The organism is Paracoccus sp. R12_2 (genome assembly GCF_017744015.1).
Lineage (GTDB): Bacteria > Pseudomonadota > Alphaproteobacteria > Rhodobacterales > Rhodobacteraceae > Paracoccus.
In genome coordinates, this window is sequence record NZ_JAGHRA010000001.1 from 185,744 (window position 1) to 204,891 (window position 19,148).

Genomic DNA, 19,148 nt, shown 5'->3' on the forward strand with positions numbered 1-19,148 from the left:
TTCCCACCTTTGTCTCATGGTACGTCGATGGGAACAGGCACCCGACGGGTCCTGAAGGGAGGGATAGATGAGCCGTTTCAGCAACTACGACGACCGGGATCGCGTTCAGAACGAGATGCCGTATGAGCAGCGCGATCTGCCCAAAACGATTCACGGCTTCCTGACCCGGACCGCCGAACGTTTCCCCGACCGCCCCGCGATCAGCTTCCAACTGCTGTCAGGGCCGCGCGATCATGCAACCACGCTGACCTGGCGCGAGGTGCTGGAACGGGTCACCGAAACCGCCAACCTGTTCCGCAGTCTTGGCGTCGGGCCGACCGATACGGTCGCCTATCTGCTGCCCAACAGCATCGAGACACCGATCGTGCTGCTGGCCGGCGCCACCGCGGGCATCGTCAACCCCATCAACCCGCTTCTGGACGCCGAGCATATCGCCGGCATCCTGCGCGAGACCAATGCCAAGGTGCTGGTCACGCTGAAGGCCTTCCCGAAATCGGACGTCGCCCAGAAGGCCGCAGCCGCCGTGGCCCAGGCCCCGAACGTCAGCCATATCGTCGAAATCGACCTTCGGCGGCATCTGCGCGGGCCCAAGCGTCTGCTGGTCCCGCTGCTGCGCCCGAAGGTCAAGACACGGCATCACGCCAAGATCCTGGACTTCGAGGCCGCCACAAGCGCCCAGAAGCACAACCGCCTGATGTTCGACGACCCCCAGCAGGACCGGGTCGCGGCCTATTTCCACACCGGCGGCACCACCGGCACGCCCAAGGTCGCGCAGCATAAATACAGCGGCATGATCTATAACGGCTGGCTTGGCGGGACATTGCTGTTTGACGAAACCGACATTCTAATGTGCCCCCTGCCGATGTTTCACGTCTTCGCGGCCTATCCGGTGCTGATGTCGTGCATCGCCTCGGGCGCGCATGTGGTGATGCCGACGCCGGCAGGCTATCGCGGCGACGGCGTTTTCGACAATTTCTGGAAACTGATCGAACGCTGGCATTGCACGTTCCTGATCACCGTTCCGACCGCGATCTCGGCGCTGATGCAGCGACCTGTGGATGGCGATGTCTCGACGCTGCGAACGGCGATCTCGGGGTCGGCGCCTCTGCCGATCGAGCTGTACAACCGCTTCAAGGCGGCGACCGGCGTCGAGATCGCAGAGGGTTATGGGCTGACCGAGGCGACCTGCCTTGTCAGCTGCAATCCCGTCGATGGGATGAAGAAGGTCGGCTCGGTCGGGATTCCGCTGCCACATACGCATGTGCGGATCCTCAGGCATGACGATGCGGGCAACGTCCATGATTGCGGCATCGACGAGGTGGGCGAGATCTGCATCGCCAATCCGGGCGTCTTCCCGGGTTCGACCTATACCGAAGCCGACAAGAACCACCGGCTTTTCGCCGAGGACGTCTATCTGCGGACCGGCGATCTGGGCCGTCTGGACCCCGACGGGTACCTTTGGATCACCGGCCGCGCCAAGGATCTGATCATCCGTGGCGGCCACAATATCGACCCCGCCGAAATCGAAGAGGCGCTGTTGTCGCACCCCGCCGTCGCCTTTGTCGGCGCGATCGGCCAGCCGGACAGCTTTGCCGGTGAATTGCCCTGCGCCTATGTCGAACTGGTCGAAGGCGCGGAGGTGACGGTCGATGAGCTTGCCGACCACGCCCGCACCCATATTCACGAACGCGCCGCCATCCCCAAGCATCTCGAGATTCTGGCGGAACTTCCCAAGACCGCGGTCGGCAAGATCTTCAAGCCCGACCTGCGGCGCATGGCGATCCGGCGTGTCTATGACGCGGCGCTGGAAGGCACCGGCGCGCATGTCGTCGAAGTGATCGAGGACAAGAAGCGCGGCCTTGTGGCGCGATTGTCCCGCGACAAGACCGTGGACGAAGCCGCCGTCGGCCAGAAGCTGGGCGAATACACACGCCCCTGGGAATGGGCAGATTGACGGGTTGCGATGAAGGTTACCCAAGCCTAGAACCGGCAAGAGCGCCCGGCAGTCAGGAATCCCATGCTGAATATCGATGACGAAAGCGACGATCTGATCCTGCTTGAGAACGCTCTGGTCGTACCACCGGGCGAAAAGACCAAGAGCAAGTGGCAGCCCTCCGGGGTGCTGGATCAGGCCGGGAATTTCGTCAAGAACTCGATCAGCTGGTCTTCGACGTCGGACCCGGTCAACTCTGCACCGAAGTTGCCTGAGGAAAGCAATGTCACCCCGCTTGCAGGAACCTACATGTTCGCCGGCATTTCCTACGGGCATTTCGGTCATTTCATCACCGAAAGCATGTCCAGAGTCTGGGCCTTGGACGAGCTTCGCGATCGGATCGACGGGCTGATCTTCACCCCGAAATTTCAGATGGCCAACAATTTGCGCCCGTTCGAGGTTTATGACGATCTTGTCAGGGGTCTTGGAATCGACCTGCCGATCAAATGCCCCGTCGCACCACTTCGGGTCGAGCGTCTTTACGTACCCAAGCAAGGGTTCGGGCTGGGCGATCTGACCGGTGGCAGCAGAAAGTTCCGGAACTATGTGAACCAGAACGCTGCCAAAGACATCCCCGCGAAAGGCGCCGCCAAGATCTACATATCGCGATCAGAGTTGCCGACCGATCGGGGCGGCATTCTGGGTGAGGCCAAGCTGGAAGCCTATCTGCGCGAGGAAGGCTACGAAATCTATCACCCGCAGAAAGAGAAAAAGGTCGATCAGCTTGCGCAGTACAAGGCTGCCCAGCAAATCATTGCCGTGGATTGTTCACCTCTGCATCTGGTCGGATATGTGGGCCACGGCCAGCAGAACGTGGGGATCATCACGCGGCGCAGCATGGCGTTCGGCGACCAGTTCGTGAGGCAGTTGACCGAATTCAAAGGCATGAGCTGCCACATCATCGACGCACTCGAGAATGACTGGCTGCCCAACAACACCAACAGGCCTAGCCGAAGCTCTTTCGGTGAGGTCAGCCTTGGCAAGATGTACGCACAGCTGAAATCGGCGGGACTGATTGAAGGTAAGGTTCCATGGACGGATCTGACCACGTCGGAAAGAAACGCTGATATTCACCGGCAGGAAGAACGCCATGACATCCGCTTCAAGCCGCTGAAGCCGGACGACAGCTTCCTGTCCAGCAAGATCGAACCCGCGCCCGAACTACCGAGCGGCTAGATCTGTCCTTCGGTTGCCAGCCGCGTAACCAGATCGATCGCTTCGGCGCCAACGCCGACGCCGACCAGCCCGTCGGTGATCGGAAGGATCTTGGCGGGATCGTCGCTTGCCACGTCCGCATAGACCTTGCTGTAGCGGCAGCCTGCGACATGCGCATTCCCCAGGAAGTCCCCCCAGCGATGCAGCTGGGTCTGGACCGATCCGACCTCGATCACATGCGCGTCCGGTCGTGCAAACATCATGTGACCGAAAAACGCTCCGTGAAACGATCCGATCACATCGGCAGCATGAACGGCCGCCACTTGCTCTTGCGGAGTGAGATGTTCGAAGTGCAGCTGTTCGAACCCTTCGCGCTTCAGCCGCGCCACCAATATGTCCTCGCCATACATTTGCCGTGCGTTCACGGCATCCGAACTGTTGTCCCTGCTGACCCAGATCTTTTTCGGCATCGCCGCAATCAACTTGGGGTCGATCATCGAAAGAACGCGTTCCCGCAGCAAACGCATCGACACATCGTAGCTGTTCTTGAAGGTGAACTTGCGCCGGCGGACATGGGCGCCGATATCCTGCCATGCTGTGTCAGCGCCCGTATCTGCAAGCAGGGTAGTGATCATCGGATCGCCATTTGAATAGATCATGTGCCTGAAATTAAACGGAATCAGCACATCATCATAGCTTGCACGGCGATCAGTGAACTCGACCAGACCTGCAAGTTCGGGAAAGAACGCTTCGATGAACTTGCCGGCGAAACCAGACGGATCATTGTTCCGACAATGGAAGACGATATCTGACGGCGCCCGACCTTCGAAGTGCACCAGCTGTGGCAGCGCCTCTGTCATGAAGTGATAGAAGTTGCGGCGGTTCCGGCATTCGATCCCGACGCGCATTCCTTTGGGAAAGCTGCCCTCGACGGGAATGTCGAGACGAGTTTCGGCGCGCGCGCGCTCGAAGAACTGGTTGGAACGCCGGAAGTTCTCCATCCCGCGGTTGTTCTTCAGGAAGCGTGTGTAAACGCGGTCCCCTGCGGCACCGTTCAGAAGGCACTTTCCCCCCACCTCCGCCGAACCGCCGCGAAAAATGACATCACGCGCACGAACGGGGACCGCGTTGATTTCGAAGATGGCGGGCTGGATGCGTGTCCAGCGATCCTCGATGTTCTGTTCCAGGACAGATCGGATCTCGGGATAGTCGCTGCAAACATACTGTCGCACAGACGCGCCAGGGACTTGTCTCAGTATCCAGTCCGGGCGATGTTCCACCGACAACCCGCCATCGCGTCCAATGAGAAAGAAGTATTCGTCGGCCGTCGCCTTCCAGCTTCTGGCTTGCAGATCGGTCATGTGATTTGCCATGTCCATCCGTTTTGGTGCCATTGTCACCTTACCCAACTGCCGCCTCGGATACGCAAAGTCCAGAGATGAAATCCGACCGCAACCCGCCCCCGGAAACACCGCCGCTCTGTCCGCTTTGCGGCCGACCGATCCCGCCGGGCGTGCCGCAAAGCCGGCATCACCTGACGCCGAAGCTGCGCGGCGGGAAAGGCGGACCGACCGTTCTGTTGCATCAGGTCTGTCATTCGACCATCCACAAGACCCTGTCGGAAACAGAGCTGGCGCGCCGCTACAACAGCGTCGAGGCGCTGCGCGGCCATCCGGATCTGGCGCGATTTTTCGCCTGGGTTGCCGGACGGCCGCCGGGATGGAAGGGCAAGATACGCTAGCCGGCCAGCGTCTTGCGGGCGCGGCCGATCAGATCGCGCATCTCCTTCAGGGAAAGTTCACCAAAGATGCCTTCATCGCCGGCGATGAACGTCGGTGTCCCGACCAGCCCCATGTGATCGGCAAGCTGGAATGACAACGAGATGTGGTCGGCGACACGCTGGCTGTCCATGTCACGGCGCAGCCGCGCCTCGTCCAGCCCGACGTCGCGCGCCGCGCGCATCACCGTCGCCTCGGCGGCGCGGCCCTTCATGGCCATCATCGCACTGTGGAACTGCCAATACTTGCCCTGATCCAGCGACGCGAGCGACGCGCGTGCGGCAAATTCGCTGTCGGGTCCAAACACCGGCCATTCGCGGTAGACGACGCGCAACTGCGGGTCTGACGAAACCAATTTCTGCACCGTTCCCACCATCTTTCGGCAGAACGGACAGTTATAGTCGAAGAACTCGGTCAGGGTGATGTTCCCATCCGGATTTCCCAGGACAGGTGCGTTCGGGCTGCGTTCCAGCGCCTTGCGCAGTTCCTCGGGCATCGGGTTTGCGCGCTCTGATCCCTGACCCAGCGCGGGCACACCGGCGGTGACTGCAACAGCGGCAGCCGAGATCAGCATATGGCGGCGATTGGGCATGATCGTCCTTTCGGTCCTGTGCAAAGCTATCTGGTTATATTCGTAGTTGCGTATGCGACCGGGGAACAGTCACGATCTGGTGCAATCGCACGCACCGGTCTCCGGTTTCCCTTTGAGATTTGCCGATTCGGTCGCATCCTGATCTTCTGACCAGACCGTGAAAGGAGCTTCCATGACAGGCCGCATCCTCGTTCCCCTGGCGCTTGCCGCATTCTTGGCCACACCAGGTCTTGCGCAAAACGCCGATTCGAGTGTTCCCGTGATCCAGGCACCCGACGCAGAAAAGGCACCCCAAGCGACGGACACCAAGTTGCAGTCCAAGCCTGCGACGATCACCCCGGCCCGCAAATCAGATTGCGGCTATCGCAAGCAGGTCATGTCCTGATCACAGCCTTGCGGTGAGCCTGATCAATCGACAGACGCCGCCCGACCTCGCTCTCGGGAGGGAGGGCTTTTCTGCGTCGCGCCCGCAAGGCGCGCGCAGCGCTTTCATGTCCGGGCGGTGCACAACAAGCTCGGCACATCTGTCGTAATCCTTCACTGATACCCTGTTTTTCCGCCTGATCTTGCGCAGCCGGCACCTTTCGCGCAAAGGTCGTTGAAATTGGACCGTCAGTGATCGAACGATGAGAAACTCCCTTGCCGCCATGCTTGCCATCGGCCTTGCCGGGCTTCAATTCGTGGCGGTTCTGGCGGTCGTATTCTCGTCCTATCTCACCTCGCAACAGGTCCTTCTTGATCACGCAAGAAGTCTTCTCAGCGATGTCGGCCACACCACGGCCGAACATTCAAAGGGGTTTCTGAACCCGGCACAGGGCGCGGCCGAACTGGCCGCCAGACTGGCACAGCACCGGGTCGTTTCGGCCGAAAATCCGCAGATGCTGGAACAGTTCCTGTTTCAGCAGCTGCGCATAACACCTCAGTTCTCGGGGCTATATTTCGGCGGCGCGGATGGCAGCTTCGTCTATGTGATGCGCAGCAACGACGGCCCCGCGCCCTTCAGATCGAAGCTGATCACCTTCGAGGATGGCGTCCGGAAGGTCGAATTCATCTGGCGGACGGAAAACTTCGCGGTGGTGAGCCGGAACGTTGATCCCACCGACACCTTCGATCCGCGCAGTCGGCCTTGGTACAAACGCGCGAATGATCAAAGGTCCACGATCTGGACCGAACCCTATATCTTCTTCTCGTCGCAGCAGCCGGGCATAACGCTGGCCGCTCCGGTTCTTGGCGGGGTCTCGACCCTGCGTGGTGCCGTGGGCGTGGATATCGAGATCAGCAGCATATCGGGTTTTCTGTCGCGGCTGCAGATCGGCGAAAGCGGAAAAGCCCTGATCGTCAACAGCAATGGCGACGTCATCGCGCATCCGGACGAGACTCTGATCAAGACCGAAAGCAGCGACGGGACGTTGAGCTTTGTCAACATCACCCAGTTCGGCGATCCGATCGCCCGCGAGGCATTCGCCGAAATGGGCGAGAAATTTGACCTGCCTGTCAGCCAGGAGGTGTTTTCGGAATTCACCTACCGAGGCGCCAACTACATCGTCAACGTCCTTCCCCAGATCAGCGAACAACTGCCCTGGACGATCGCTGTCTATGCACCACGTGACGACTTCATCGGCGAGATCAGGGAAAACCGCACGACCAATATCTGGATCGCCGTTGCCGTCGCAATCGTGACTGGACTGATCGGGCTGGTGCTGGCGAATTATATCTACAGGCCGGTGCGCGCGTTCGCCGTACGCTCGGCGCTGATTTCTCAGGGAGAGGCAAGCCCGACCGATCCGCTGCCGCGGACCTACAGGGAACTGACCCACGCGAACGAAGCGCTGATGCAGGAGATCGTCGCCCGCAAGAAGGCCGAACGCGAATACGGCCAGACTTTCGATCTGTCGTCACGGGCGATGGCGCAGATCTCGCCCGATACGGGGCGGTTCCTCAAGGTCAACGCCAAGCTGTGCGAGATCACCGGCTACACGGTGCACGAATTGCTGTCGATGCGTTATACCGACCTGACCCCGCCACAAGACCCGCATCTGTTCCTGCCCTCGGCCTTTGCCACAGACGACGCCTTCACCAGCAACCGGGAAGCACGGATCCTGCACAAGGACGGGCATCCGGTCAGCCTTGCGGTCAACGCCATCCTCATTCGCGACCATAACGGCGAACCGCTGCATGCCGTGGTGACGCTTGACGACATCACGCAGATGAAAGCCCGCGACAGCGAGATCGCAAGGCTAAACCGAGATCTGTCACATCTGGCGCGTGGCAATACGATGGGCCAGATGGCAGCCGGGCTTGCGCACGAGTTGAATCAGCCGTTGTCCGCCATCGCGCAGAATGCCGATACCGCTTTGCTGATCGCCGAACAGGCCCAGAACAGCGCCCCCGAACTGCGCGAGATCCTGAGCGAGATCGAAGGCCAGTCGCTGCGCGCGGGCGAGATCATCCGTGCGTTGCGCGGCTTCATCAGCAAGGATGGGGCGCAGGCAACCGTGTTCGACTTCGCCGAGTTGCTGGAGCAGACACGCCGTCTTGTTCACCCCGAGGCGGTCGAGGCAGATGTCACGATCATCGCGGACCTGCCGAACCTGCCGCCCGTGCGCGCCAACCGCATCCAGATCGCTCAGGTGCTGGTCAATCTCATCCGCAACGCGATCGAGGCCATGTCAGGGGCGCATTCCCCTACCAGACACGTCATCATCAGCGCCGAATGTCAGGACGAATTCATCGAGGTCACAGTCGAGGACACCGGGCCGGGCATCGACCCAGGCATCAACCTGTTTTCACAGTTCGAGACGACCAAACCGGCTGGAATGGGGTTGGGTCTTTCGATCTGCCGGTCCATGATCGAGGCGAATGACGGGGAACTGCACCTGGACAGGGACTATACGGGCGGCGCCCGCTTCCGATTTACGTTGCGCCGTGCCCCGGTCGCGGAAGCTATTGCCCCGGCGACAGCCTGACGTGGAATAGGCTAAACTTGGATAGAACGAATGGAACAGGTTTACACCGTTCTGCGACGATGCTGAACAAGGGAGAAGTGGCCAATGACTGACGACGATGGCGTGCGAACGGTCTTCATCGTGGACGATGACCCTGCCATACGTTCATCGCTGACCCGCGGACTGCGCCTGCGCGGCCTGGACTGTGAAGCCTTCGAATCCGCCGAGGCCTTTCTGGCGGCCTATGACGAAACACGCCTGGGCTGTCTGATCCTTGATTACGGAATGCCGGGCATGAACGGTCTGGAACTGCAGCAGTATCTTGGTGATCGCGGCATCGCCATCCCGATCATCTTCATCACCGGCCATGGCGGAATCCCTGAATCCGTGCAGGCGATGAAGGGCGGCGCGATCGATTTCCTGGAAAAGCCCTTCCGGCAGACGGATCTGATCCAGCGTATCCATGCTGCAATGGACATGGCCGAAACGATGCGCCGCGAAGGTCTTGCCACGCGCCAGATCAAGGAACGCCTTGCGCGCCTGACGCCCCGCGAACAGGAAATCGTCGATCACATGCTGGCGAACCCGGCCGAGGTTTCCAGCAAGGAAATCGGTCGCTATCTGGATATCAGCCCGCGCACCGTGGACCACCACCGCGCCCGCATCCTAGAGAAGCTTGCCGTTGGATCGGTCGTAGAACTGATCGACATGGTGTTGCGCGCACAACGCTGAACTGCGCGGTTCCGGCGCCCAACCAAAAAAAGGCCGCCGAATCCGCATGGAATATGCAACGGATTCGGCGGCATTAAAAAAACTGCCTTAAAACAGCTTGGTCAAGGCCGTTACACTCATCACCCGTACAATCTGACCCGCGCGATCCTGACGGCCCAAAATCCCGACCTTGCAATGGTCGCCAACTGCTTCGCTGACGATGTGTTAACCATGCCTGAACAGGTTGCCGAAGTGTATTCGTGCGATTGCGTAGGCAAGACTGCCCAAGCGCGTGCAAGGCGGCAGGATATTCGGTTGAGGGCAAGGCGATCCCGTGGCGGTTCGCCTTGCCGCATTCTTGCGCCTGTTCGACGCAAGAATGCGATCAGCGGGTGAATTTCTTGTACTTCACGCGCTTCGGTTCAATCGAATCGGGACCGAGGCGGCGAACCTTGTCCTCCTCGTAGGCCTCGAAATTGCCTTCGAACCACTCGACATGGGCATCCCCCTCGAACGCGAGGATATGGGTGCAGAGGCGGTCGAGGAAGAAGCGGTCGTGGCTGATGATGACCGCGCAGCCGGCGAAATCCTCCAGCGCCGCTTCCAGCGCCTGCAGGGTTTCGACATCCAGATCGTTGGTCGGTTCGTCCAGCAGCAGGACGTTGCCGCCGGATTTCAGCAGCTTGGCCATGTGGACACGGTTGCGTTCACCGCCCGAAAGCTGACCGACCTTCTTTTGCTGATCTCCGCCCTTGAAGTTGAAGGCGCTGCAATAGGCGCGGCTGTTCATCTGCGCGTCACCCAGGACGATCTGCTCGGCCCCGCCGCTGATTTCCTCCCACACGGTCTTGCCCGATTCCAGCGCATCGCGCGACTGATCCACATAGGACAGATGCACGGTGTCGCCATAGGTGATCTCACCCTGATCCGGCTTTTCCTGACCGGTCAGCATGCGGAACAGCGTCGATTTACCGGCGCCGTTCGGGCCGATCACGCCGACGATGCCGCCCGGCGGCAGGCTGAAATCCAGCCCTTCGATCAACAGCTTGTCGCCCATGGCCTTTTTCAGGCCCTCGACCTCGATCACCTTGTTGCCCAGGCGTTCGCCGTTCGGGATGATGATCTGGGCGCGCGACAGCTTTTCACGCTCGGACTGACCAGCCATTTCGTTATAGGCATTGATCCGCGCCTTGGATTTGGCCTGCCGCGCCTTGGCGCCGGCGCGGATCCATTCCAGTTCGCGTTCCAGGACCTTCTGCTTGGACTTGTCCTCGCGCGATTCCTGTTCCAGCCGCTTGGCCTTCTGTTCCAGCCATGCGGAATAGTTCCCTTCGTAGGGGATGCCGCGGCCGCGATCCAGTTCCAGAATCCAGCTGGTGATATCGTCCAGGAAATAACGGTCGTGGGTGACGATCAGGATCGTGCCCTTGTATTCGATCAGGTGCTTTTGTAGCCAGGCGATGGTTTCCGCGTCCAGATGGTTGGTCGGTTCGTCCAGCAGCAGCATGTCGGGCGCTTCCAGCAGCAGCTTGCACAGCGCGACGCGGCGGCGTTCGCCGCCTGACAGGGTGGACACGTCGGCGTCGTCGGGCGGACAGCGCAGCGCCTCCATGGCGACGTCGATCTGGCTGTCCAGATCCCACAGATTCTCGGCATCGATCTCGTCCTGCAGCTTCGCCATCTCTTCGGCGGTCTCGTCCGAGTAGTTCATCGCCAACTCGTTGTACCGCTCCAGCTTGGCCTGCTTCGCGGCGACGCCAAGCATCACGTTTTCGCGGACGCTGAGGCTTTCATCCAACTGCGGTTCCTGCGGCAGATAGCCGACCGTAGCGCCCTTGGCGGCCCAGGCCTCGCCGGTGAAGTCCTTGTCCCAGCCGGCCATCACGCGCAGCAGGGTCGATTTGCCGGCGCCGTTGACGCCGACGACACCGATCTTCACGCCGGGAAGAAAGTTCAGACGGATGTTCTCGAAGACCTTCTTGCCGCCGGGATAGGTCTTGGACACGCCGTCCATGTGGTACACGAACTGATAGGACGCCATCGGAATCTCCTCAAGGTTTGGCGGCTATGTAGGGGAAAGCACGCCCCGGTGAAAGGTCAGCGCAGATCGGCCATGAATTCGGCAGACATGGTCGCGCCAAGATAGTCGAATTGCGGCTCCAGCTTGGCGCGCAGTGCTGCGCGGGCCGGATCGGGCACCGACAGGCCACCGGGTGCGGCGAAGACCTTCTTGTGCAGACCCTGATAATCTGCGGCAGGCAGGTTCAGGAACGCCTCGATATCACGCATCAGGCCCTGCGGGTCGCGGGCGATCCGCCCGAACGGCAAAACCAGCAGACGGTCGTCGCCGAACCGTTCCCGCCAGCGCGGCAGATAGGTCGCATAGTCGCCGCGATCCATCAGCACCGGGTCGTCGATCTCGGCCAGCCAGTCATCCACGGTCACCGGCTTGCGACCCTTGCGCCTGAGATTCATCTTCAGCTGGGATATGGCCCGATCGACGGGATGGCGGATGACATAGATGAACTGCGCGTTGGGCAGGAAGTCACGGATATAATCCACACCCTCGGCGGGAAGGGTCGAATACTCGGGCGTGATGTCGATGGGTCGCGTCCCCTGCGGCGCGGGCGCGAAGACGCTGCGATACCAGCGTTCGGTGAACATCTCGCCCTGGGTGATCTCGGACAGATAGACCGCCATTTCGGGCGACATCGGAATGCCCTTGGCGACATGGCGACGGACGATGTTTTCCTTGCTGCGCCGGAAATGCCAGGGAAGCCATTTGCGATGCTCGGGCACGAAACGGTGGTTGAAGAACTGCACCTCCTTGAAGGGCGGCGTCCAGATCTTCGGATGCTGGGCCAGGATCTCACTCAGCCAGCTTGTCCCAGCCTTCTGCGCCCCGATGCCTACGATGCGGGGCTTGCGTGGCTGACCGTCAGCGTCCCATGCGGGCTGCCCAAGATCGTTCAAAGTCGCCCCCACAGGTCGTATTCACCGGCCTCGTCCACGGTGACACTGACGATATCGCCCGGTTTCAGCGTGTCGAACCCGTCATCGATGAACAGGTTTCCGTCGATCTCAGGGGCATCCGCCTTGGTCCGACAGGTGGCGCCCTGTTCATCGACGTCGTCCACGATCACCTCGAGGCGCTGGCCGACCTTCGCAGTCAGCTTCGCCTCGCTGATCTTCTGGGCCTTTTCCATGAAACGGTCGAAACGGTCCTGCTTGACCTCGGGTGCGACATGGTCGGGCAGGTCATTTGCCCGCGCACCCTTGACGTTCTCGTACTGGAAGGCGCCCACGCGATCCAGCTGCGCCTCGTCCAGCCAGTCCAGAAGGGTCTGGAACTCGGCCTCGGTCTCGCCCGGATATCCGACGATGAAGGTCGATCGCAGGGTGATGTCGGGGCAGACGCTGCGCCATGCGGCGATTTCATCCAGCGTCCGTGCCGCCGCCGCAGGCCGGGCCATGCGCTTCAGCGTGTCCGGATGCGCGTGCTGGAACGGGATATCCAGATAGGGCAGCACAAGCCCGTCGGCCATCAGCGGGATCAGGTCGCGGACATGGGGATAGGGATAGACATAGTGCAGACGCACCCATGCGCCGAGGCTGCCAAGATCGCGCGCCAGATCGGTGATATGGGCGCGGTGGCCCCGTTCGGTCTGGTATTTGCGATCGACGCCATAGGCGCTGGTATCCTGGCTGATGACGAGCAGTTCCCGCACACCCGCCTGAACCAGCTTTTCTGCTTCGCGCATCACGGCATGTGCGGGGCGGCTGACCAGTCGGCCCCGCATGTCCGGAATGATGCAGAACTTGCATTTATGATTGCAGCCCTCGGAAATCTTCAGATAGCTGTAGTGCCGCGGGGTCAGACTGACGCCCGAAGCCGGAAGCAGGTCGATGAAGGGATCGGGACTTGGCGGCACCGCGCCATGCACGGCATCCAGGACGGATTCGTACTGGTGCGGTCCGGTCACGGCCAGAACCTTGGGATGCGCGCCGGTGATGTATTCGGGCTCGGCCCCCAGGCAGCCGGTCACGATCACCCGACCGTTCTCGGCCAAGGCCTCGCCGATCGCGTCCAGCGATTCCGCCTTGGCGCTGTCCAGAAATCCGCAGGTATTCACGATCACCGCGTCCGCGCCCGCATAGTCGGCGCTGATCGCATAGCCTTCGGCCCGCAGCCGGGTCAGGATGCGTTCGCTGTCGACCAGCGCCTTGGGGCAGCCAAGGCTGACCATGCCGATGGTCGGCTGGCCATCGCGGCGCTGGTCGGGGATGCGGGCGCGGGCAAGGTCGGGGCGCAGATCGGGCGGGTTGCTGTGCATCCTGCGCAGATAAGCGATTCGCGGACGCCAGGAAAGGGCGTAGCGATAGGTCGATTGCCAATGGCCGGGACGCATGCCCAACCATCGGCCCCGGTCATCGCCCTCTCAGAACTCGGTCGCAACCACCAGCGACACGGTTCGACCCGGCTCTTTCAGCGTGCCCACGACATCGAATTCGCCGCCATAGGTCGCACGGTCGGCATAGTCGCGGTCAAAGAGGTTGTTGATTTCGGCCCGGATGGTGACGTTGTCGTATTGCGGTGGCACATATTCGGCAAACAGGTTCAGCACCGCATAGCCGGACAGGTCGCGGTCGGCGGATTCCGGCATCTGGTAGTCCAGTGCCGCCTCGACCGTGCCGCCCAGGCGCAAGCCTTGCCAGGGTGTCTGCTGTTCCATCTCCAGCGCCAGCACTGTTCCCAGAGGCGCCCCGAAGTCCAGCGCCTCATAGCCGTCGGCATCGCCGCCATCGACCTGAGCATCGCTGTGCGAGAGGGTGAACCGCGCCGATCCGGTATCCCAGCCGTATTCCGCCCCCAGGTTGAACCCGCGGCTTTCGAAGTCGAAATTGCCGACTCCGCCGCGGGCATCGTCGATCCGGGTCACGAACACCTCGCCGCCCAGTTTCAACTGGTCGGCCTGCCAGTCCAGACCGATCGTGGCGTTGTGCGCCCGCGCGGCCTGCAACCCGGCATAGGTCCAATCCGGCAGGAAGGTGTAGTTGTCTTCGATATCGACACCGCCGAAGATCGAGGACACGCCGCCTCGCAGGGTCAGCCGATCTGAAAGGGCATAGGTCAGCGACGCGTTGCCCGAAACGCCCGAATGCGTGTTCTTGCTGCCATCCACGCCTTCAAAGCGCTGCCGGTCCGCCCGCAGCCCGGCAGACAGCCGCGCCTGAGGCGTCACTTGAAGCCGCGCCTGGGCAAAGATCCCAAGATTGTGTGATTCCTCGCGCAGGTAGCTGTCGAAATCCGGGCTGGAATATTCACCAAACCGGCGCTGCCAGTCGATCCCCGCAACGATGCTGTCTTCGGCGCCGAGATTGAAACGGTTCTGAACCCTGGCCGACCAGGTGCCCGAAAGGCCGTTGCTGTCCCAGGGTTCCGGCACGACGATGTCGCTTTCGGAATAACCCAGATGGATCTCGGGATCCCAGATTCCGTCGGCCAGCGTGTTTTCGTAGTGCAGGGAATAGCTTTCGCGCGTCGTGTCATAGACCCGCAGCACGCTGTCATCGCCACCGAAGCTGCCGAAATTCGCGCGAAACTGGCGCAGCGAATTGTCGCGCAGCCGCTGCCCGGACAGTTCGACCCGATGTCCGGTTTCGTCCTCATAGGCCAGCTTCAGCAATGCGCTGGTCAGGTCGGCGCGCGTTCCCCGCACCCGCTGCCCGCTGCCGCTTTCGTAATCCTCGCCGGTGGCACGCTTGCCATAGGCCAGCCACGAGAATCCTCCAGACTGCCCCGCCAGGGTCAGCGCGCCCTGTGCGGTGCCGCCGTTGTCGGCGTAACCCAGCCTGACATTGCCGCCAAAGGGATCGCCGGGATCAAGAATATCCTCGGGATCGACGGTTTCGAAGACGACCGAACCGGCCAGCGCATATGGTCCCGCGTCGGCGGGCGAAATCGTGGCATCCGCCCTGACCTGCTTCAGCAGTCCCGGATCGATCGCGTTGGCCGAGACGTGGTGAAAGGCGCGGTTGTTCTGCGCGGTGCCGTCGATGGTCACGCCCAGATTCAGCATGTCCACGCCATTGACATAGATCTTCTGCGTCAGCGGCAATGCGCCGCCCACAGAGACCGACGCGATACCCGAGAAAAGATCCTTCAGATCGCCGGTGCGCGCCCGCTCGATCTCCATTCCGGTGGCATACATGCTGGTGGCCCGGTCAGCGGCGCCGAAATGGGGATCGACCGATTCCAGATAGATCGGGTCAAGCTGATAGACGCGTTCCTGTGCGTGGACGGCTGCGGAGCCGGCCAGCACGGCGAACAGGGTGGCAAGGGGCAAGGCAGGTGGGATCGGCAGGGGGCGCAGCTGCATGAAAGGTCTCCGTCGCGCGACTTTCGGCTGGCTGGGCACGAGACCTTGCTGATCGACCAAGACGTTATCCGAACCGATCGTTCCGTTCAAGGGAACGTGATCCGGCGGGCCGCTTCGCCGGATCGTGACTTTCCTCTTGGTCGTCCGCCGGTCAATATCCGTGTCATGAACGCCCGAATCCGATCCGCATTATCCGTCTTGCTGTTGTCGCTGCCGCTTGTGCTGTCGCCGCCCGCAGGTCTGGCCCAGGCCCGCAAGAACCATATCGACATCGTCAACGACAGTGGCGGGAACGTCCTGCAGATGATGCAGCGGCGGAACGAACTGGCGCGATCAGGCAAGACGATCCGCATTCGGGGATATTGCAGATCGGCCTGCACGATGCTGATCACCCTGCCCAATGCCTGTCTGGGACCAAGGGCAAGAATCGGCTTTCACGCACCGCGCATTCCGAACACCACGATCATCCCGCCATATGTCGACCAGATCATGGGCAGCACCTATCGCGGCGAAATCAAGCAGCGCTGGTTCGCGGGCTGGAACCGGTCGATGGAGATGCAGGTGATCTCGGCCCGCGAATATGTCAGGCTGGACCCGCAGACCCGGATCTGCCCCAGCCTGACGAAGAAGGGGCGGAAGAAGGGCTAGGTCATTCGCGCAGCCGCCAGCCGGTCGCAAAGATCCAGCGGATGATGGCAAGGCAGACACCGACCATGATTGCCACCGCGACCAGGGAAACGCCGACCGGCACATCTGCCAGCCCGAAGAACGACCAGCGGAAACCCGAAATCAGGTACAGAACCGGGTTCAGCTTTGCGACGCCTTCCCAGAAGGGCGGCAGCATGTTGGCCGAATAGAAAGCGCCGCCCAGGAAAACCAAAGGCGTGATGACCATCATCGGGACCAGTTGCAACTGTTCGAACGACTTGGCCCACAACCCGATGATGAACCCCAGCAGGCTGAACCCAAGCGCGGTCAGGAACAGGAAGGCCAGCATCCAGAACGGATGCAGGATATGGACACCCACGAAGAAGAAGCTGGTCAGCAGGATCACCAGCGCGATCATCATCGACTTCGCCGCCGCCGCGCCGACGAAACCCATCGTCACCTCGATCCAGCCGACGGGCGAGACCAGATATTCATAGATCGTGCCGCTGAATTTCGGGAAATAGATCCCGAAGCTGGCATTGCTGACCGATTGCTGCAGGATCGTCAGCATCATCAGTCCCGGCACGATGAAGGCGCCATAGGGCACACCCTCGACCGACTGGATGCGGCCGCCGATGGCCGCGCCGAAGACCACGAAATACAGCGTGGTCGAAACCACCGGCGACAGCAGCGATTGCATGATGGTTCGGAAGAACCGCATCATCTCGTGATGAAAGATTGCCCACACACCGGGCCAGTTGATTGCCGACATCATGCAGCATCCTCCGCAGCGCTATTCTTGTCGCCGTCATCGACCAGCGAGATGAAGACTTCTTCCAGGCTGGATTGCTTGGTCGAAACGTCGCGCACGGTAATCCCCTGCGCCGCCAGATCGCCCAGAAGCCGGGCAATCCCGGTCCTGTCGGCCCGCGTGTCATAGTCATAGCGCAGATGCCGACCGTCCTGCGCGAGCTCGAGGCCGCGCCCCGCAAGAGCGGACGGAATGGCTTCCAGCGCCGTGTCCAGTTCGATGGTCAGGGTCTTGCGCCCGAATTCTCCCATCAACTCATCCTTGGGTTTCACCAGCAGCAGGCGACCGTGATTGATGACGCCGATCCGGTCGGCCATTTCCTCGGCTTCTTCCAGGTAGTGCGTGGTCAGGATGATGGTCACGCCGTCCTTGCGCAGCCCTTCGACGACCTGCCACATCTCGCGGCGCAGCGCGACATCGACACCGGCAGTCGGCTCATCCAGGAACAGGACCTTCGGACGATGTGCCAGCGCCTTGGCGATCAGCACGCGGCGTTTCATCCCGCCGGACAGTTCCTTGGTCATCGCATCGCGCTTGTCCCACAGGGCAAGGCTGCGCAGCACCTGTTCGATATAGGCGTCGTCGCGCCCTTCCCCGTACAGGCCGCGGGTAAAGCGCACGCAGTTCATCACCGTCTCGAACGGCTCCAGCGCGATTTCCTGCGGCACCAGTCCGATCATCCGGCGCGCCGCGCGCCAGTCTGTGCGGATGTCGTGGCCGCCCACGCGCACGGTGCCGCCGGTCGGCACGACCAGCCCGCAGATGATCGAGATCAGCGTGGTCTTGCCCGCGCCGTTCGGCCCAAGCAGGGCGATGATCTCGCCTTCCTCGATATCCATCGACACATCGCTGAGCGCGCGCGTGCCGCCACCATATTGCTTCGACAGATTGTCGATCTGGATGATTCCGGCCATGTCCGGCTCCTTCTTTGGCCGTTACTGACTGCGCAGCGGCCGGGTCGCATGAGGGGTTTGCCGACGCAACGCCAACGTCAGCAGAAAGGCCAGCGCCACGAAGGCGAAGGCGCCGACGCGAAACGCGCCGGAATAGCCCAGATGGGTGGTCAGCGGCTGAGATGCCAGAGGCGACAGGAACTGTCCCAGAAAAATTGCCGCCGTGATCAGGCCGGTGATCAGCCCGCGATGCCACGCAGGCGTGACGTTCAGCGCAGTGGTGATGAAGGTGGGCATGCAGAAACCCAGTCCCGCCCCGATCAGCGCGGTCGACAGCATCGCAAGGCCAAGCGAATGTCCGATGGACAGTCCGGCAAATCCCGCCGCCAGCGACAGGTAACCCGTGACCGGCGTTCCGATCCGCCCCAGCCATGGCCGGATCCAGCCCGAGATCACCGACATCACCGCAGCGGCGAACATCATCGCCCCCATCACGATGCCCGCGTCACGCGGATCGGTCAGCCCTTCGTTCTGCAGGTGATAGGGAACCTGCGTCGGCACCGCGTAGAAGATCACGAAGGTCAGCCCCGCCGCCGCGGCCATGATCGTGACGGTCAGTTGCCAGCCCGGCTCGGCATCGTCGGCCGCCGATCCTGCGCCCGGCTGCGACGCAAAGCGGGGCGGTTCGGGCAGGATCGCCGCCAGCAGCGGAAACAGCAGCGCGGCAAGGCCGTAGATCAGGAACGGCAGCCGCGGATCCGAGGCCGCCAACGCCCCGGCGACGGTGACGAAGACCAGCCCGCCGATATTCGTCGCGGCCATCTGATATCCCATCAGGCGTCCGCGCGCCGGGCCTTCGAAATAGTCTCCGACCAGCGCCGCCTGCGAGGTCATGATCGCGGCCACGCCCAGACCCAGCGCCAGCCGGCTGGCCAGAATCGCCTCCAGCGTATTCAGATACAGGCCCGCCGTTCCGGCCACGGCATAGATCACCAGCCCGGCCAGCAGCGGACGCCGCCGTCCCAGGCGGTCGGTCAGCCCCCCCGCGAACGGCGCCACGATCGCCACCAGCAACGAGGGCGCGGTGATCAGCAGCCGCGTCAGGATCGGCGCCAGCGGATCATCGGCGAATGCCGCCTCCAATCCCGGCAGCGACGGGGTGATGGTGGCGTTCGACATGATCGTCAGCATCGACGCCAGCATCAGTCCCCACGACCGCCAGTCCTTCAGCAGCGGATCCAT

Annotated in this window: 16 protein-coding genes; 7 read left to right on the forward strand and 9 right to left on the reverse strand. The window is 61.8% G+C overall.

What is annotated here, in order from left to right:
* Positions 1 to 67 precede the first annotated feature (67 nt).
* The gene (locus J7359_RS00890; RefSeq protein ID WP_209054643.1) at positions 68 to 1,954 is read left to right on the forward strand and encodes an acyl-CoA synthetase; all 1,887 of its coding nucleotides are present in this window, start codon (positions 68 to 70) and stop codon (positions 1,952 to 1,954) included.
* A gap of 63 nt (positions 1,955 to 2,017) precedes the next feature.
* Positions 2,018 to 3,169: a glycosyltransferase 61 family protein gene (locus J7359_RS00895; protein WP_209054644.1), complete on the forward strand. Its 1,152-nt coding sequence runs from the start codon at positions 2,018 to 2,020 to the stop codon at positions 3,167 to 3,169.
* Here the strand turns inward: J7359_RS00895 and J7359_RS00900 are convergent.
* Positions 3,166 to 4,542 carry a glycosyltransferase family 61 protein gene (locus tag J7359_RS00900; protein ID WP_209054645.1) on the reverse strand — a complete coding sequence of 459 codons (1,377 nt, stop codon included), beginning with the start codon at positions 4,540 to 4,542 and terminating at the stop codon, positions 3,166 to 3,168. The genes J7359_RS00895 and J7359_RS00900 overlap by 4 nt on opposite strands.
* Before the next feature lie 44 nt (positions 4,543 to 4,586).
* Here J7359_RS00900 and J7359_RS00905 point away from each other — a divergent pair, with 44 nt between their 5' ends.
* Complete coding sequence (locus tag J7359_RS00905; protein WP_209054646.1) at positions 4,587 to 4,889, forward strand: HNH endonuclease; 303 nt, start codon at positions 4,587 to 4,589, stop codon at positions 4,887 to 4,889.
* On the opposite strand, the gene J7359_RS00910 is transcribed toward J7359_RS00905, so the two are convergent.
* Positions 4,886 to 5,518, reverse strand: coding sequence for a DsbA family protein (locus J7359_RS00910; RefSeq protein WP_209054647.1), 633 nt, complete (start codon positions 5,516 to 5,518; stop codon positions 4,886 to 4,888). The two genes, J7359_RS00905 and J7359_RS00910, sit on opposite strands and share 4 nt — an antisense overlap.
* 172 nt (positions 5,519 to 5,690) lie before the next feature.
* Here J7359_RS00910 and J7359_RS00915 point away from each other — a divergent pair, with 172 nt between their 5' ends.
* The 3 genes from J7359_RS00915 (at position 5,691) to J7359_RS00925 (ending at position 9,195) form a co-directional block, all read left to right on the forward strand.
* The gene (locus J7359_RS00915; RefSeq protein WP_209054648.1) at positions 5,691 to 5,903 is read left to right on the forward strand and encodes a hypothetical protein; all 213 of its coding nucleotides are present in this window, start codon (positions 5,691 to 5,693) and stop codon (positions 5,901 to 5,903) included.
* 262 nt (positions 5,904 to 6,165) lie between these two features.
* Positions 6,166 to 8,484: a cache domain-containing protein gene (locus tag J7359_RS00920; RefSeq protein WP_247740091.1), complete on the forward strand. Its 2,319-nt coding sequence runs from the start codon at positions 6,166 to 6,168 to the stop codon at positions 8,482 to 8,484.
* Between the two features lie 84 nt (positions 8,485 to 8,568).
* A complete protein-coding gene (locus tag J7359_RS00925) occupies positions 8,569 to 9,195 on the forward strand; it encodes a response regulator (protein WP_209054650.1) in 627 nt (208 codons plus the stop codon).
* A gap of 364 nt (positions 9,196 to 9,559) precedes the next feature.
* Here the strand turns inward: J7359_RS00925 and ettA are convergent, their stop codons facing one another.
* The 4 genes from ettA to J7359_RS00945 all read right to left on the reverse strand — a co-directional run bounded on the left by ettA (position 9,560) and on the right by J7359_RS00945 (position 15,554).
* A complete protein-coding gene (ettA, locus tag J7359_RS00930) occupies positions 9,560 to 11,215 on the reverse strand; it encodes an energy-dependent translational throttle protein EttA (protein WP_209054651.1) in 1,656 nt (551 codons plus the stop codon).
* Positions 11,216 to 11,271: 56 nt separating this feature from the next.
* Positions 11,272 to 12,147: a sulfotransferase gene (locus J7359_RS00935; RefSeq protein WP_209054652.1), complete on the reverse strand. Its 876-nt coding sequence runs from the start codon at positions 12,145 to 12,147 to the stop codon at positions 11,272 to 11,274.
* Entirely contained in the window at positions 12,144 to 13,508 is a 1,365-nt protein-coding gene (gene rimO / locus J7359_RS00940; RefSeq protein WP_209054971.1) for a 30S ribosomal protein S12 methylthiotransferase RimO, read from the reverse strand. Before rimO ends, J7359_RS00935 begins: the two co-directional genes overlap by 4 nt.
* Positions 13,509 to 13,613: 105 nt before the next feature.
* On the reverse strand, positions 13,614 to 15,554 hold the full coding sequence (locus J7359_RS00945) for a TonB-dependent receptor (RefSeq protein ID WP_209054653.1): 1,941 nt from the start codon (positions 15,552 to 15,554) through the stop codon (positions 13,614 to 13,616).
* Positions 15,555 to 15,758: 204 nt separating this feature from the next.
* Here J7359_RS00945 and J7359_RS00950 point away from each other — a divergent pair, with 204 nt between their 5' ends.
* Complete coding sequence (locus tag J7359_RS00950; RefSeq protein WP_247740092.1) at positions 15,759 to 16,202, forward strand: hypothetical protein; 444 nt, start codon at positions 15,759 to 15,761, stop codon at positions 16,200 to 16,202.
* A 1-nt stretch (position 16,203) separates the two neighbouring features.
* On the opposite strand, the gene J7359_RS00955 is transcribed toward J7359_RS00950, so the two are convergent.
* Genes J7359_RS00955 through J7359_RS00965 form a run of 3 tightly spaced genes read right to left on the reverse strand, consistent with a single transcriptional unit; the run spans position 16,204 to position 19,148 of the window.
* A complete protein-coding gene (locus tag J7359_RS00955; RefSeq protein WP_209054972.1) occupies positions 16,204 to 16,974 on the reverse strand; it encodes an ABC transporter permease in 771 nt (256 codons plus the stop codon).
* Positions 16,974 to 17,927 carry an ABC transporter ATP-binding protein gene (locus tag J7359_RS00960; protein ID WP_209054655.1) on the reverse strand — a complete coding sequence of 318 codons (954 nt, stop codon included), beginning with the start codon at positions 17,925 to 17,927 and terminating at the stop codon, positions 16,974 to 16,976. The genes J7359_RS00955 and J7359_RS00960 overlap by 1 nt, the downstream gene beginning before the upstream one ends.
* Before the next feature lie 21 nt (positions 17,928 to 17,948).
* Complete coding sequence (locus J7359_RS00965) at positions 17,949 to 19,148, reverse strand: MFS transporter (RefSeq protein ID WP_209054656.1); 1,200 nt, start codon at positions 19,146 to 19,148, stop codon at positions 17,949 to 17,951.

Coding starts and splice junctions, on each gene's coding strand:
- ettA (WP_209054651.1), bottom strand. CDS start 11,215: ATGGCGTCCTATCAGTTCGTGTACCACATGGACGGCGTGTCCAAGACC.
- J7359_RS00895 (WP_209054644.1), top strand. CDS start 2,018: ATGCTGAATATCGATGACGAAAGCGACGATCTGATCCTGCTTGAGAAC.
- J7359_RS00920 (WP_247740091.1), top strand. CDS start 6,166: ATGCTTGCCATCGGCCTTGCCGGGCTTCAATTCGTGGCGGTTCTGGCG.
- J7359_RS00915 (WP_209054648.1), top strand. CDS start 5,691: ATGACAGGCCGCATCCTCGTTCCCCTGGCGCTTGCCGCATTCTTGGCC.
- J7359_RS00900 (WP_209054645.1), bottom strand. CDS start 4,542: ATGGCACCAAAACGGATGGACATGGCAAATCACATGACCGATCTGCAA.
- J7359_RS00910 (WP_209054647.1), bottom strand. CDS start 5,518: ATGCCCAATCGCCGCCATATGCTGATCTCGGCTGCCGCTGTTGCAGTC.
- J7359_RS00965 (WP_209054656.1), bottom strand. CDS start 19,148: ATGGATCCGCTGCTGAAGGACTGGCGGTCGTGGGGACTGATGCTGGCG.
- J7359_RS00945 (WP_209054653.1), bottom strand. CDS start 15,554: ATGCAGCTGCGCCCCCTGCCGATCCCACCTGCCTTGCCCCTTGCCACC.
- J7359_RS00960 (WP_209054655.1), bottom strand. CDS start 17,927: ATGGCCGGAATCATCCAGATCGACAATCTGTCGAAGCAATATGGTGGC.
- rimO (WP_209054971.1), bottom strand. CDS start 13,508: ATGCACAGCAACCCGCCCGATCTGCGCCCCGACCTTGCCCGCGCCCGC.
- J7359_RS00905 (WP_209054646.1), top strand. CDS start 4,587: ATGAAATCCGACCGCAACCCGCCCCCGGAAACACCGCCGCTCTGTCCG.
- J7359_RS00890 (WP_209054643.1), top strand. CDS start 68: ATGAGCCGTTTCAGCAACTACGACGACCGGGATCGCGTTCAGAACGAG.
- J7359_RS00955 (WP_209054972.1), bottom strand. CDS start 16,974: ATGTCGGCAATCAACTGGCCCGGTGTGTGGGCAATCTTTCATCACGAG.
- J7359_RS00925 (WP_209054650.1), top strand. CDS start 8,569: ATGACTGACGACGATGGCGTGCGAACGGTCTTCATCGTGGACGATGAC.